General features: G+C 36.2%; 13 protein-coding genes and 1 riboswitch. Of the genes, 1 reads left to right on the top strand and 12 read right to left on the bottom strand.

Going from position 1 to position 14332, the window contains the following annotated elements:
- Positions 1 to 27: 27 nt before the first annotated feature.
- From ACIQX2_RS07190 to ACIQX2_RS07180, 3 genes are all read right to left on the bottom strand, one after another.
- On the bottom strand, positions 28 to 639 hold the full coding sequence (locus ACIQX2_RS07190; RefSeq protein WP_402847988.1) for a LysM peptidoglycan-binding domain-containing protein: 612 nt from the start codon (positions 637 to 639) through the stop codon (positions 28 to 30).
- A gap of 80 nt (positions 640 to 719) precedes the next feature.
- A complete protein-coding gene (locus tag ACIQX2_RS07185) occupies positions 720 to 2135 on the bottom strand; it encodes a RecQ family ATP-dependent DNA helicase (RefSeq protein WP_402847986.1) in 1416 nt (471 codons plus the stop codon).
- On the bottom strand, positions 2128 to 3162 hold the full coding sequence (locus ACIQX2_RS07180) for a YpbB family protein (RefSeq protein ID WP_402847984.1): 1035 nt from the start codon (positions 3160 to 3162) through the stop codon (positions 2128 to 2130). The genes ACIQX2_RS07185 and ACIQX2_RS07180 overlap by 8 nt, the downstream gene beginning before the upstream one ends.
- Positions 3163 to 3272: 110 nt before the next feature.
- On the opposite strand from ACIQX2_RS07180, the gene ACIQX2_RS07175 reads away from it, so the two are divergent.
- Entirely contained in the window at positions 3273 to 3521 is a 249-nt protein-coding gene (locus ACIQX2_RS07175; protein ID WP_093060821.1) for a ferredoxin, read from the top strand.
- Positions 3522 to 4298: 777 nt separating this feature from the next.
- Here ACIQX2_RS07175 and ACIQX2_RS07170 read toward each other — a convergent pair.
- The 9 genes from ACIQX2_RS07170 to ACIQX2_RS07130 all read right to left on the bottom strand — a co-directional run bounded on the left by ACIQX2_RS07170 (position 4299) and on the right by ACIQX2_RS07130 (position 14269).
- Positions 4299 to 4892, bottom strand: coding sequence for an ECF transporter S component (locus ACIQX2_RS07170; protein WP_402847981.1), 594 nt, complete (start codon positions 4890 to 4892; stop codon positions 4299 to 4301).
- 156 nt (positions 4893 to 5048) lie between these two features.
- A riboswitch (FMN riboswitch) is annotated at positions 5049 to 5182 on the bottom strand.
- A gap of 410 nt (positions 5183 to 5592) precedes the next feature.
- Positions 5593 to 6840: a hypothetical protein gene (locus ACIQX2_RS07165; RefSeq protein ID WP_402847979.1), complete on the bottom strand. Its 1248-nt coding sequence runs from the start codon at positions 6838 to 6840 to the stop codon at positions 5593 to 5595.
- Positions 6833 to 7369 carry an RNA polymerase sigma factor SigX gene (gene sigX, locus ACIQX2_RS07160; RefSeq protein WP_402847977.1) on the bottom strand — a complete coding sequence of 179 codons (537 nt, stop codon included), beginning with the start codon at positions 7367 to 7369 and terminating at the stop codon, positions 6833 to 6835. The genes ACIQX2_RS07165 and sigX overlap by 8 nt, the downstream gene beginning before the upstream one ends.
- Before the next feature lie 45 nt (positions 7370 to 7414).
- Positions 7415 to 9199: an ATP-binding protein gene (locus tag ACIQX2_RS07155; RefSeq protein ID WP_402847975.1), complete on the bottom strand. Its 1785-nt coding sequence runs from the start codon at positions 9197 to 9199 to the stop codon at positions 7415 to 7417.
- Positions 9192 to 9908, bottom strand: coding sequence for a response regulator transcription factor (locus tag ACIQX2_RS07150; RefSeq protein WP_402847973.1), 717 nt, complete (start codon positions 9906 to 9908; stop codon positions 9192 to 9194). The genes ACIQX2_RS07155 and ACIQX2_RS07150 overlap by 8 nt, the downstream gene beginning before the upstream one ends.
- 130 nt (positions 9909 to 10038) lie before the next feature.
- Positions 10039 to 11223 carry a c-type cytochrome biogenesis protein CcsB gene (gene ccsB, locus ACIQX2_RS07145; RefSeq protein WP_402847970.1) on the bottom strand — a complete coding sequence of 395 codons (1185 nt, stop codon included), beginning with the start codon at positions 11221 to 11223 and terminating at the stop codon, positions 10039 to 10041.
- A gap of 4 nt (positions 11224 to 11227) precedes the next feature.
- Positions 11228 to 12886, bottom strand: coding sequence for a cytochrome c biogenesis protein ResB (gene resB, locus ACIQX2_RS07140; RefSeq protein ID WP_402847968.1), 1659 nt, complete (start codon positions 12884 to 12886; stop codon positions 11228 to 11230).
- Between the two features lie 13 nt (positions 12887 to 12899).
- Positions 12900 to 13436 (bottom strand): thiol-disulfide oxidoreductase ResA, encoded by a 537-nt coding sequence (gene resA / locus ACIQX2_RS07135; protein WP_402847966.1) that lies wholly within the window; start codon positions 13434 to 13436, stop codon positions 12900 to 12902.
- A 98-nt stretch (positions 13437 to 13534) separates the two neighbouring features.
- Entirely contained in the window at positions 13535 to 14269 is a 735-nt protein-coding gene (locus tag ACIQX2_RS07130; protein ID WP_402847964.1) for a pseudouridine synthase, read from the bottom strand.
- Positions 14270 to 14332 lie beyond the last annotated feature (63 nt).

Here is a 14332-nt window from a genome sequence, read left to right as displayed (position 1 = left end):
CATTTTAAAAAAATATCCTTCTTACGTTTATGGTAGTACTAGTTTTTGTCCAACGGAAATTTCATTTGATGTAAGGCCATTTGCAGATTTTATTTTTTCGACTGCAGAAGGGTCATTATAATAATTTACAGCTATACGATACAGTGTTTCATTTTCCTTCACTATATGCGATTTAGAGCTTGAAGTTTCTGTTGGTTCAGTTTTCTCGACGTTAGCTGGTTCTTGTTTTGGTTGTTCTGTCACTTCCACTTTTGGTTCTTCTTTAACTTCTTCTTTTGGCTCTTCGACTGACTGCTCCGTTTCTTCAGGAGTAGTTACTACTGGAGTTTCTACTTTTTCCTCCGTAGTTTCGTCTTTTTTTGTGCCATTATTGATCGTTTGTGTTTCCACATGTATCGTATCATTTTTTACAACTTCTGCTTTATTTGGATCAGCTGCATAAAAAAACTGTACATATATAAATATACTCACTGGTATTAATATGAAAATACAAAAGACAGTTGGGATCAATAGGTTTCTAGATTTTTTCTTTGGTTTCATATTGGCACTTCGTCTTCTTCTTGTTTCATTAGTATCATCATCTTGTCCAATGGATTGTCGATGTTCGTCGATTTTTTTTTGATAATCATCTTGGTTCATTTTATTCCTACTCCATTTCTACCTTCTTATCTACTTCTATTATGACGAATTTTGTAGAAAAAGTAAACTTAACAAATGCATTATAATGGAAGTAGAGTATGAAGTCTTTTTTTCCAATTCATCTCAACCTGATCATTTCTGTTTTCCGTTCTCTTTCCCAAAGTGCTTGGAACGTCCAATTTACATTTGGAGCAACAATGTATAGGTTTTTCTAATAATGGTTGGTCAAAATAATGTAGTAGCTGTTGACGTAAACAAATATCATTTTGAATCATAGCATAAAAATTTTGTATATCCTGCCACTTTTTTTGCTTTATCTGTTTAAATAATTGGATGGTTTCATGTTCATTTAACTGCTCTTTCCAGTACTTTAGAATACGAATTGTTGTCTCTGACTGCTCGACTTCAGCATACTCAGACTTAAAAGCAATTTGAATGTCTTGTTCTTCTGGGAAGTCCTGCATGGCTACGTAAAAGGTTTGTTCAACATCTGTAGAAGTATATAAAAGAGAAGCAATAGCTTGGCCGCCATCTCTTGCGGCCCTCCCCACCTCCTGCATATAGCCTGCGACAGAAGTAGGGATATGATCATGAATAATTTGTCGGATATTATCTTTGTGAATACCCATTCCAAAAGCATTAGTTGCACAAATCCACTCTAATTGTCCTTGTTGAAATTGTTGTTGGATCAGTATACGGTCACTTTGCTCCATTTTTGCATGATAATACGCAACAGAAACCCCTTTTTCTCGTAGAATTGCAGCATACAATTCGGTCTTTTTACGTGATTGTGTATAAATTATCCCAGGACCTTCTGTCGAGGTGACTCTGCCCATAATCCAACTCAATTTTTCTTGTTGGTTTTCTACTTCCACCACTTCATATGCAATGGCAGGGCGATCCAGTGAGTGTATGTATTCAAAAGGAGTATTCATCCGTAACGTTTCTTTAATATCCTCCACAACATCTTTTGTAGCAGTTGCTGTTAAAGCAACGACATTCACATTATTTAGTGACTGCAACCAATTGGATATTCTTAAATAATCAGGTCGAAAATCAAAACCCCATTGGGAAATACAATGAGCTTCATCTGCCACAACATAAGCGATAGAAATTTTTTTTAGTGCTCGGTTAAAGTGTTCATTTTGCAGCATTTCTGGTGAAGTAAAAATGAATTTATAGTCACCTAGCTGACGAATAGCCATTTCTCTTTCCTGGAATGGTAAAAATGAATTAATCGCCACAACTCTTTTTTCCCCTAATATTTTCAGTTGCTCCACTTGATCCTGCATAAGTGATAAAAGTGGTGAAACGATAATCACCGTTCCTTCTTTCAGATAAGCTGGCAGCTGATAGAGAAGCGATTTTCCCATTCCAGTTGGAAGAATGGCAATCACATCTTTTCCATTTATTATTTGTTCAATTATTTCTTTTTGACCCTCTCGGAATCTTACGTGGCCGAATCTTTTCTGGAGAATTTCATTTAATTTATTCATTCAGTTGTTCACTCCTCGTTAAGGCTAAACGAACTTGAAAGTAACTAACTTCCGGTAACCTGTTTTTTATTTCTGTGAGCTTTTTAGTTTGCAGTTCGCTTGATAAATGGAGTATTTCGCCGACTTGCTCTTTCGTGATAAAAGTAGAAATAGGAAAGTTTTTATTCGTTGAAACTATTTCAATAACATGATCTTCTATCGTATTAATCTTCAACTTTCTTAAATTCGCAATTTGTTCCAAAGAATATCCTTTTTCAAATAGGCTATTCGTTCTGAAAGCAGAGTCTGTTAAAGGAGTTTCGATACGTATATTTTTAGCCAAAGAAAATAAAAGAGGACTAGTTTCCCTTGAAATATTGTCTAACATAGTGTGTAAGCACTCTAAAAAAAATATTTTTGCGTCCAATTCAGACAACTGATGATAGCGGGCTAGCTGCTCCCAAGTTAAACCTATTGTATTAAAGCCGCTTAGTCGATAAACAAATAATGTTCTATGTAAATCATTTAACGAGTGATTTTCAAGTAGTAGATGTAATTCTCGCTTCATCTCGTTACTCAAATTGAATTGACGAAAATTATGCTCGATTAAATAGTCTTTAACAAACTGCTGCGTGGCAATATCCTTTTGGTTTGGTACAAATTTCTTATTATTTGCATGGAACTGTGATAATGTTTGGACAGCCAAATCTAACCTTTTCCAAAATACATGTTCCTTCCCTCGATATTGCCACCCGTTGAGCAGGACCTTCTTTTGTTGCGTTATTGCGTTCATACCTTTATCGGTAATATGTACAGTCGATTCTTTTAACTCGATAAAATTTCCTTTATACAATTCAGTGATCGCTGCATCATAATCCACCTTCGATAATTGGGGGAGAATAGAGAAAAAAGCATGAAGTTGGAAATATGTCACATCTTGAATGGTTTGACCTGATTTTTTGCCCTTTAATAAATAGAATGGTGCATTCTCAGATCGCTGTCCGCTAATTTTATGTATAATAAATAGTAATATTTGATGAAAATGCATAGGAATACCTCTCTTTTCTGAAGTATTTTGGTTGAAATGTATGGAAAACATCTTTAGAATGAATACGATAGCATATTCGTTTTAGTAGTGATAAAGGAGAGAATATAATAATGGCAAAATATACAATTGTAGATAAAGATACATGTATAGCATGCGGAGCTTGTGGAGCCGCTGCCCCAGATATTTATGATTATGATGATGAAGGTATTGCCTTCGTTATTTTAGATGATAACATGGGTACAACAGAAGTTCCAGAAGAACTAATGGAAGACATGGAAGATGCATTCGAAGGCTGCCCAACTGATTCTATTAAAGTTGCAGAAGAGTCTTTCGAAGGCGATGCATTGAAATTCGAATAGTATTTAAAATGGTGGTTGTGACTTTGTCATGATCACCATTTTTTATTTGGTAAGAAAAGTTCAAGAGTTCTTTATGTCAAAATATGTTTCTATCGTTTTCGGTTAGATTTAGACAGACTTGTTGCTATATTATAACCGACTAATTTTTAGGGGTGCTGATCCTGACTAATGTCACAACCAACATCCCATTTTTTCGGTAACCTTATGGCATTTGTCTATCCGTCGCCCTCTTTCAACTCTTAGAAAAAGGGAAGTACGTTTTTTGCAAACTAGGGATAAAATACACTCCTATTGATAGAGCAAGCTCACGAAGATGCAATTTCGTTCGCTATTTCGCTTCTTTATATAGTAACCAATTACTATTTCTCTTTATTTCCACTAGTAGGTAAGGAAATCTACTTTCTACATTTTTCATTGGATAATAGTATTTCTAATTCAAAAGCGATTACAAATAATTTTATCACTCTCTAAAAAATGACCAATCTTATCATCTAAGCGATATGCTGTGCCCAATCTAATTTGGAAATATCACTCACTTCGTTGATTGTAGTGAAAGGGGCGACTCCAGTGGGATGAGTGAGACAGCATCGACACCCAAGCGACGGTGATAGATCATAGCTCACCCCACGGAGGCCAACAGGATGTTGGTCACAAAGGCGTTGGCACACGAGGTGGCGTTCTAAGCCTTTTTTCGCCACCTGCAACGAAAATCATTAGTATTATTTAATGATTATATATAAAAAAAATTGTTCCTCCAAATGGAGAAACAACCTTTTGTTAATTTGTATTAGGTTTCATATATGAATTAGTTACTTTATCAAGCAATGGTTTCATTCGTTTAAATAATACAATCATCACTATTGTTACTAATATACCTTTGATCAAGTTAAACGGTAAAATACCAAAAATGATCGTATTGAACAATGCTGAACCTGTTTCCATAGGGAAGTTTAAGAAGTAAGAGTACATTGGTAAAAATACATAGTAATTTAATAGACTCATACCAATCGCCATCGAAACCGTTCCTGCTCCCAGTCCTACCATTATTCCTCTTGATGTAGTAACCTTACGATAAATCAAATACACAGGTGTTAAAAATAAGATGCTAGTTACAAAGTTAGCCATATGACCTACTGGTACACCAGTCGGGCTTCCTGCAAATAACCAATCTAGAACATTTTTTAAAAGTGCGACTAAAATTCCTGCCACTGGTCCCATCGTGATTGCAGCAATTAGTGCTGGTATGTCACTAAAGTCCACCTTTAAATAAGCCGGTAATGCCGGTAATGGAAAAGCAAGTAGCATTAAAACAAAAGAAATACTACTTAGCATTGCGACTGCAATAAGCATTCGCGTTTTGCCTTTTAACATAAAATCCTCTCTCCTTTTGCGATTCACTCCACAAGAAGAAAGGTTCAGACCGTTTGTATACTTAAAAAATCCCTTGAACAAACAAAAGTTCAAGGGAGAAACAAGGTACACTTAAATAAGCGTATCCGTATATAAGCATACGAAAAACGACTGCACCTTCACCTTCTCCCATCCAGACTATACTGTCGGCTTTGGAATTTAACCAAATCAACCTGTTAAGGTTCGCGGGCTGAAGAAATAAAATTTCTAATACCGCCGGTCGGGAATTACACCCTGCCCCGAAGATGAATCAATATTTTGTTGTCCTTCAAGATATTATCTTGAATTAATAATATCTTATCAAACAATTACAATATATGCAATAGAACTGTTTGCAAATAGGTTATGGGCTATGAACTTATATTTATGGGCTACTTTGTAGTGGTGATGGGCTATCCTCCCAATTTAAAAGCTACACATGGCGTTTTGGGGCTATCTCGTTACTAAAGCAAGCGCCTAGGTTAGCACCGAAAAGCGCTGAAGAATTGCAATAATAGCGCTATGTGCCTTTATTCGCAAGTCTGAAGCGACCCCGGTGGGGCTAGATGCTGGAGTCTGGACCGAGAATCACTTGTAGAAGTTATCCTCATATCAAAGATTTTATAGTTCCTAAAGCACAAAAAAACCAAGCTCAAATCCGTAAGCTTGGTTTTTTCGATATTTAATTAGCTTTCATATTAAAACCATTCGGTCCGATTGGTATAGGGAGTGGTTTCGTCAAATCGATGCCCTTCCAATTTTCCTGTACGACGTTCTCTAATTTGATGGAATGATTGAAGCTCGCAGCTGTTAATGAAAAGCCTTCTATCAATCGAGATGCCTCACTCGCTTCTAATGATTCCAAGTTTAGTGGTTCACCGAAGTGTACTACATAACCTTTATCGTCCCGTACTGTAAAGTTCACATCATTCGGGATAACAGAAGTATAAATATCATTTTCAGGATTTTTCATTTCCATCAAAGCTGCTTCAAGTGTATCGAATGTTTTATTGAAATTAGGAGTTAAATAGGTTTCTCCATTAAAAGCCTTATATGCAAAATAATTTGCCTTAATTTCTATACCTTGAAGTGCTAAAGGTTCTGTCAAAGTTCCTACTTGATCCCATTCAATCGGTGATCCATCTTCATTTACTCTTGCTAAAAAATCAAAATCAGTAAAAATTTCATTGATAGAAGAAATATAAGGCGCTGCTGTACCTGGAGCCGTATCGTAACCATGATCCAATGGCAAGAAATGCTTTAACATTTTACCTTCTGCTAAAAAGTTACCTTTGTATGGATGGTATTCTTGGAATCCAAGTGCAGTTTCATCAATCTCAAATGCATACCTTTCATACAGCTCCAAGCTATTTGGCGTATAGTTAGGAAAATCCATGTCGATTTGTTCCTTAGGGATTACAATTGTGATTGGAACAGAAAGAGCATTTTCTAGCATAGAGAAATGAAATACTGTCCCCCCGTTTAATTCATTGTCATAAACAGATGTAAAAGAGCTATCGAACGGAACTATTTCTAAAGAAGCTGACGCGTCTTTAGTCATCATTGTCATTTCGTTAGAATTTTCTTCTCCTACTTCCTGAAAAGCTGCTTCCTCTGATTCTTCCGTAGTTGTCATTTTATCCTCTGCCGTTGAAGACTCAATTGCCTTATCCGCAGTAGAATTTGAATTGTTATTAATATAAGAAGAAACCAGAACTGTTAAAATTAATACGGAAGCTACAGATATGATAAATGGCAACCACTTGTTTACAGCTGCTCCAATATGTTTTCTCTTTTCCAATTTCTCTTGAGTTTCCATTACCGACTTTACTTGTTGGTATATTTCATCCTTCGAGCGTTTATCTGTAAACTTAGGCATACTATTTAATAGCTCATCTAGTATATGATCTTCTGTTTTTTTCTCACTCATGATGAACATCTGCCCCCTTTTGCTTATCAGATAACCGCATGCGAAGTGCTTTGATTGCACGATGTTGCGTAGTCTTCACTTTCCCTTCAGACCAATTTAAAATTTCTGCCGTTTCTGCAATCGAAAGTTCCTGGAAATAGCGCATGATAATGACCATTTTCTGATCTCCGGTACAATCGTCTAAAGCTGTTAATAATGTTTTCATCTCATCACTCAGCTGTACTAAATCCTCTGGCAGCATATCTGAAGATGCAAGCTGCATTTTTTCCCAATCAAATGATTCGAATAACCTCTTCTTTCGAACGGCTTGTTTTCTAAAATGGTCAATAGCTATGTTTTTGGCAATCGAAAATAACCAAGTCTTTTCTGAACTTTTTCCTTCAAAGCTGCTATAAGCTCTGAGTACCCGTACATATACTTCCTGGACCAAGTCTTCCGCAGTTTGTCTATTTTTCACTAAATATATGAGAAACTGAAAAACGTCTTGATGATACGAATCATACAAGCGGTGGAAAACGGAGTCATTCATAGGCTCCCCCCGTTCTTTTAATTAGTCGTTTCAAGTACATTTTTGTTACACATCTTTAAGCGGTAAATGAATAATAAAGTTAGTACCTACCCCTAGCTCGCTCTCTGCAGTTAAGACACCATCATGTCTTTCTACAATATTTTTTGCGATTGCTAATCCTAAGCCAGTTCCACTTTTCCCTCTAGTTCTCGCCTTATCAGCTTTGTAGAAACGTTCGAAAACATACGGAAGATCTTCTTTTGGTATACCATATCCGGTGTCTATTACTTTTAAAACTAATTGAGTAGCTGTCTTACTTAATTGGACAGTAACAGAACCACTCTCTTTTGTATGTCTAAGCGCATTATCTATTAAATTGGTTAACACCTGTTCCATTCGGTCTTCATCAAGTTCCATCGATATATTTTCAGTTAAGCTATGCTCCATTGATAATTTAATATTTTTTTCTTTGGCCACCTGATCAAATTTTTGTGTAATGCGTTCAATAGTTGGGACTACATCAACCTTTTCTTTATATATACTAAGATGGCCTGATTCTAGACGTGCCAAGTCTAATAGTTCGGTTACTAGTCTTCCCATTCGCTTAGACTCATCATAAATAATACGAATCATTTCATTTTTATCGTCTTCGGTTGTTACGACATCATCTATTATTGCTTCAGAATAGCCTTGAAGCATCGAAATAGGAGTTCTAAGCTCGTGCGAGACGTTTGCGATAAAATCTGATCTCATTTTGTCTAAACGATGCTGCTCGGTCATATCACGAAGTACGATTACTGCGCCACGTACTGTATTACCACTTGTGTATAAAAGACTAATAGATGCTGCAAAATAGGAGCCTTGAATCTCTAATTCTTCGTCAAACTCTTCATTTACATCATAGACGTATTCTAAAAGATGGTGTATTTCAGCTGGTAACTTCGATTCCTTTGTTGCTCCAGTATTCCCATACCACTTTTTGAATAACAGATCTGCCTGGGGGTTACTAACTTGAACTTTAAATTTAGTGTCAAATGTTATAACCGCATCCGTCATTGAAGTTAAAATACTCGCCAATTGCTCTTTTTCTTGGTTAATGACTTCCACATGGTGTTTCAATTGTTTCCCCATTTGGTTAAAAGCGATTCCTAGCTCTCCAATTTCGTCCTTTTGAAGATACGGAACTTTCGTTTCAAAATTTCCTTTAGCTAATTGAATCGCTGCTTCTCGCATAGATCTTAGCGGTAAAGTAATCCGGGAGGTTAAGAAAAAAGTGAACATCGTAGTTAAAAGCAATGCGATAAATCCAGATAAGAAAACAATTTTTGTTGTACTATTTGTAGTTTTACTAACAACTTCCAAGCTCTGATAAATAAATACAGCACCATGGATATTTTTATTGGATTCTAAAGGGGTGGCTAGAATAATATAGTCTTCCATCCGATCCTCACTGTGCATAGCAGGCATTAGCATTTTCTTCACGATTGGTTCATCTGATGTATATATTTTAGATAATTCCTTATCACCTAATATCTTTTCCTGCACTACTTTTTTGTTAAGTCCTTCATGGACAGATAAGAATACAGATCCTGAATTTCGTACAATTAACGTATTTGTTTCTGTCCCTAAAATATCTTCTATAATTTCAATAGAATCTTCCACCTTGTCATGTTGCTCAACGATTTTACCAATAGTTTCTGCCTCTTTACGAAGAGACTCTTCCGCCTGCTCTGTGTGGAAATCTCCTAAAAATTCAAGCAATAAAACGGTTACAATAAATAACACAAATAAGACGAGAAGCAATATGGTTCCCCATAGCTTCCCGACAACACTATTCCAAATTCTATTCATTGATAACCTCAAATTTATATCCGACACCCCATACAGTTACAATCATTTTAGCAGACTTTTCGGAAACTCTATTTAGCTTTTCACGCAACCGTTTGACGTGAGTGTCAACTGTTCTTAAATCACCAAAGAAATCATAATGCCATACTTCTTTTAATAACTGCTCACGATCGAATACTTTGTCTGGTGATTTTGCTAAAAAGTATAGTAATTCATACTCTTTTGGAGTTAAACCTACTTCAACACCATCCGCAGTAACTCTATGAGCATCATGATCTATTGTTAGGTGTGGGAAAACTACTATTTCCTTAGAAATAGACGTACCCTGGATAGGTGCACCAACTGAGGTACGTTTCAAAAGTGCCTTCACTCGTAACACTACTTCTCGTGGGCTAAACGGTTTTACAATATAATCGTCTGCTCCTAGTTCGAAACCTTCAACGCGGTTAGCTTCTTCCCCTTTAGCTGTCAATAAAATGATTGGAGTTTCTTTGTGTACGCGCAGTTCTGTCATCACTTCTATGCCATCTTTTTCTGGCATCATTATATCTAAAAGGATGCAATTATATTCAAATTCCAAAGCGAGCTGCAAAGCAACTTCTCCATTTTCCGCTTCTTCAACTTCATAGCCTTCTCTTTCTAAATACATTTTCAGTAGACGACGAATACGTTCCTCATCCTCAACTACTAAAAGTTTAATTGTGTCCGACATAGTTTTATCAAACCTTTCTATCAACATCTACTTATATTGTACAATTACTGCTACTAAAATGAAAGAAAAGCTCTTCCCCCTGTAATATAAAGAGTTAAGAGCTTTCTAATTACACTAATTCTAATTTTTATTATGCATAGGAGTGTAACCCAGCGATAATTAGATTTACTGCGATCAAGTTAAACATAATAATGATGAAACCGATTACTGCCAACCATGCAGATTTTTTACCATGCCAGCCTTTTGTTAAGCGTAGGTGTAAGAAAACAGCATAGAATAACCAAGTGATAAGTGCCCATACCTCTTTCGGGTCCCAGCCCCAAAAACGAGACCACGCTTCATGTGCCCAAATCATCGCGAAAATTAAAGCTCCAAGAGTAAATACTGGGAATCCAATTAATACAGCGCGATAGCCTATCTCATCCATCAATTGAGAATTAGACTTTTTCGTGAGCGGCTGTAGTAAAGTAGAAATACGTTTTCGTAATATTAATCGAAGTAATAGATAGATTACTGTGCCGAATAGAATAGACCAAACTACTGAAGTTAATTTTTTTGCATTAACTAATGGTGGCATTTCTACATATGGTTCAAATGCATTCTCTGTAATTGCTTCAGATTCATTCATACCAAAAAGCGCTGGCATTGTATATTCGATTGTATGTTGTGTTTCGTCTTTGCTAATATACGTGTACTCCGCACTGTAGTTTGCAACGGAAAACGATACCGTAGACACGACAAATCCAACAACTATAAATAGTACGTACATGACAGCTTCAATCCAAAAACGTTCTTTGGATTTTTTCGTCAGGTCAATATTTTTTAACAAATAAATCAGTCCGGCTACAGCGCTAATCGCTAAGATCGCTTCACCCATAGCAGCAGTAATTACATGAATAGTCAGCCAGTAGCTTTTTAAAGCTGGTATTAACGGTGAAATTTCTTTTGGAAACATACTTGCATAAGCAATGATTAATACCGCAATTGGCAAAGCAAACAGGCCAAGTGCAGGTGCTTTATAGATATAGTAAATAAGTATAAAAGCCCCTACAATCATCATTCCAAATGCTGTAGTAAATTCAAATAGATTACTTACAGGAGCATGTCCTGCAGCGATCCATCTAGTTATAAAGTATCCAAGATTAGCTATAAACCCGATAATAGTAACGGTAATCGCTAACTTACCCCATCTATCAAAGGACTTGGTAGTTTGAGCATTGGAAGATTTGACTGCTCCTCCAAACAAAAACGTAGCAACTAGATATGCTACAAACGCTATAAATAATAAGTTACTACTTAGAGACGCCATATCCATTCTGTTAAACCCCTTCCTCTTTATCCACTTTTTCATCTAAAGAATCTAGATCATCTTGATCTAAATATTCAGGAAGATGAGCTATTTTTGAAACTTCATCCAAATCTCTCTTCACACTTAACCAGTTTTTGTTTGTATGCGCTGCAACAACGGTTTGTCCATCTTCTAATAATTGAATCCAGATTCGACGGTGATTCCAGTAGGCCCCTTGCGCTACACCAATCATGAAGATTAGGCCGCCAAGAGCGAGAAGTGGAAGAGTTAAATCCTTACGAACTGTTAATCCAGATACATCTCTTGTTTCCACACCTTGGAAAGCAATCTTATGTTTGTTTTCCCCTAGTGGTTCAACCGTTTCTTTGATCATAACAAAACTAGTTTCCCCTTTAGGAAATTCTGGACTATACATTTTAATTAAAAATGCAGGATTGTTAGGAAGTGGTGATTGAGATTGTGGAACCCCTTCTTCAAATCCAGTAAAATCTGCATAATAATCCAATACCTCTACTTTATACCCTTCATTCAATTCATAAAGAGGCTGAGGATTTGCTAAGTCTATTGTAAATTCTCCAAATGATTGCTGTGTTTGTTTATCTTGTAATTGGAATGTCATCTTTGCTAATTCATCCAATCGGAAGTCCATTTGGAACACAGAAAAGTTATCAAATTTAATCGGTTTATTTACTTGAATAGATGCATTTTTTTCAAATGTTAAATCATCAGCATGCCCAGCTACAGAATTTTCCGGGCCTTTATATAAGGCAACATCTGTTTGATAGTTCTTTGCAATTGTACCCACTCGATCAATTGCATCTCCAAAAACTTCATTTGACTCTTCTTTTGAGTAAGTCTCATAAATGAAACCTTTACTTTCCAAGAAATAACCATTTGTTCCAGGTACATAAAGAGTTTCCCCTTCTCGTAACCACATCGTTTCATCGACATAAAAACCTGGAAGTGCACGGAGCATTACACCAAAAAGAAATATTATGAGTCCTAAATGATTAACGTATGGACCCCAGCGGGAAAAACGTCCTCGTTCAGCTAAAATAGCATTCCCATCGCGTTTTACATTATATTTGAGCGCCTTAAGCTTTTCTTCAGCTTTTAGTAAAGAATCCTCTGTTACCTCCGCTTTACCAATCCCATAAACTCGTTGACGCTTTAAGAAACTAATATGTCTTTTCGTCTTCTGTTTTTTCAAAGATTTATAAAGTGGTATGACTCTGTCTAAACTTGCAATCACTAAAGAAATACCTAACATCCCAACTAATCCCTGAAACCACCAAGAACTATATAAGTCTGATAAACCAAGCTCATAATAGAGCGTACCAAACCAACCATAAATTCTTTCATAATATGCTGCAATATCCGCTTCATTTGTTGCTGGCACATAAAATACCTGTGGAAGTATAGTACCAATTGCAGCCGCAACTAAAATTGAAACAATTATCCACATGCCTACTTTTACACTGGAAAAGAAATTCCATACTTTATCAATAATCGTCTTATTATACGTTTGAGACCGTCTTGCAGATCCTTCATAGCGCATATCTACAATTTTTTTCTCTTTTGTCTCTTCATTTAATGGACGACCACAGCTTTCACATAATGCTGTTCCAGCTGGATTGACATTTCCACATGCACAAACTATCTTGTCCATTTTTAAGACTCCTTCACGAAGGTTTAATTTGATCCATAAAATTCGTAATATCTTCTTCTGTCATTTCACCTTTAATAATTTTCTCAATCTTACCTTCTGGATTGATCAAGAAAGTTGTTGGCAGCGGATCAATATTATATGATTCCATTACACTTTTGTTGCGATCAATTGCTATTGGGAAAGTTAAACCATATCGATTTGCAAAACTATTTACTTTAAGATCTGATTCTGCAATATTTATAGCAAGTGTTTGGACACCTTTATCTGAGAACTCACTGAACTGTCTGTCCATTGCTGGCATTTCTTTTGCACAAGGCTTACACCATGTACCCCAAAAGTTTAGAAATACCCCTTGACCTTTATAATCAGATAAACGTCTTTCTGTACCATCCATATCAACTAATACAAAGTCCGGAGCCTTATCTCCTACTTGTAAAACAGCATTTTTTTCTTTGTTTAAGTTTGAATAAACTGTAAAAATAATTGCTACTACAAGCACACCTAATATAGCAGTTCTCATATAAAATCGACTTTTTTTAGATAGTGCCAACTTTGACCACTCCATTTCCACTCATAATCATCAATTATTATAACAAAATTTACATTTTAAAAGAGCCTTACTTATGAAGGCTTTGTGAACTCACAGGTTTATTTACCTATTTTACCAGTCTCTGCTAACACTCTCATTTGTTTTACTTCATGTGTAGTTAGCTCTCTCCATTCCCCAGCATTTAAGCCATGAAGCGTTAAGAATCCGAATTGTTCTCTTTTTAGCTTTTGAACTGGGAATCCAATTGCATCGAACATTCTACGCACTTGTCGATTTTTCCCCTCGTGAATGGTAATCTCAATAATCGATTTGTCTGCTTTACGCTCGGAAGATAATAGCTTCACTCTCGCAGGCGCTGTTTTACCATCTTCTAAAACTATTCCTCGCTCGAGCGGGCGCAACTGCTCCTTTAATGGGAGTCCTTTTACACGTGCAACATACGTTTTATCTACTTTATATTTTGGATGGGTTAGTGCATAAGAAAAATCACCATCATTTGTAAGTAATAACAAACCTGATGTTTCATAATCCAGTCTTCCAACAGGATATAAACGTTCTTTCACATGGGGAAGTAAATCTGTTACTGTTTTTCTGCCTTTATCATCCGTTACAGCTGAGATCACACCACGTGGTTTATATAATAAATAGTATACTTTTTGCTCTTTTTCTAATTTTACCCCTTCCACTTCTACTACATCATTGTCGGACACTTTAATCCCTTGTTCCGTTACTACTTTTCCATTTACTTTCACTTTACCTTGTGCAATCATTTCTTCTGCTTTTCTTCTCGATGCCACACCTGCATGTGCAAGCACTTTTTGTAATCTTTCCAACACATTCACCTCGTCCATTCTATCCAACTCACATGAGTGAATTATGTCACACTTTTGGACAAA

The organism is Psychrobacillus sp. NPDC096623 (assembly GCF_044762655.1).
In the GTDB taxonomy this organism is placed as follows: domain Bacteria; phylum Bacillota; class Bacilli; order Bacillales_A; family Planococcaceae; genus Psychrobacillus.
This window is presented reverse-complemented; position numbering and strand designations above follow the sequence as displayed.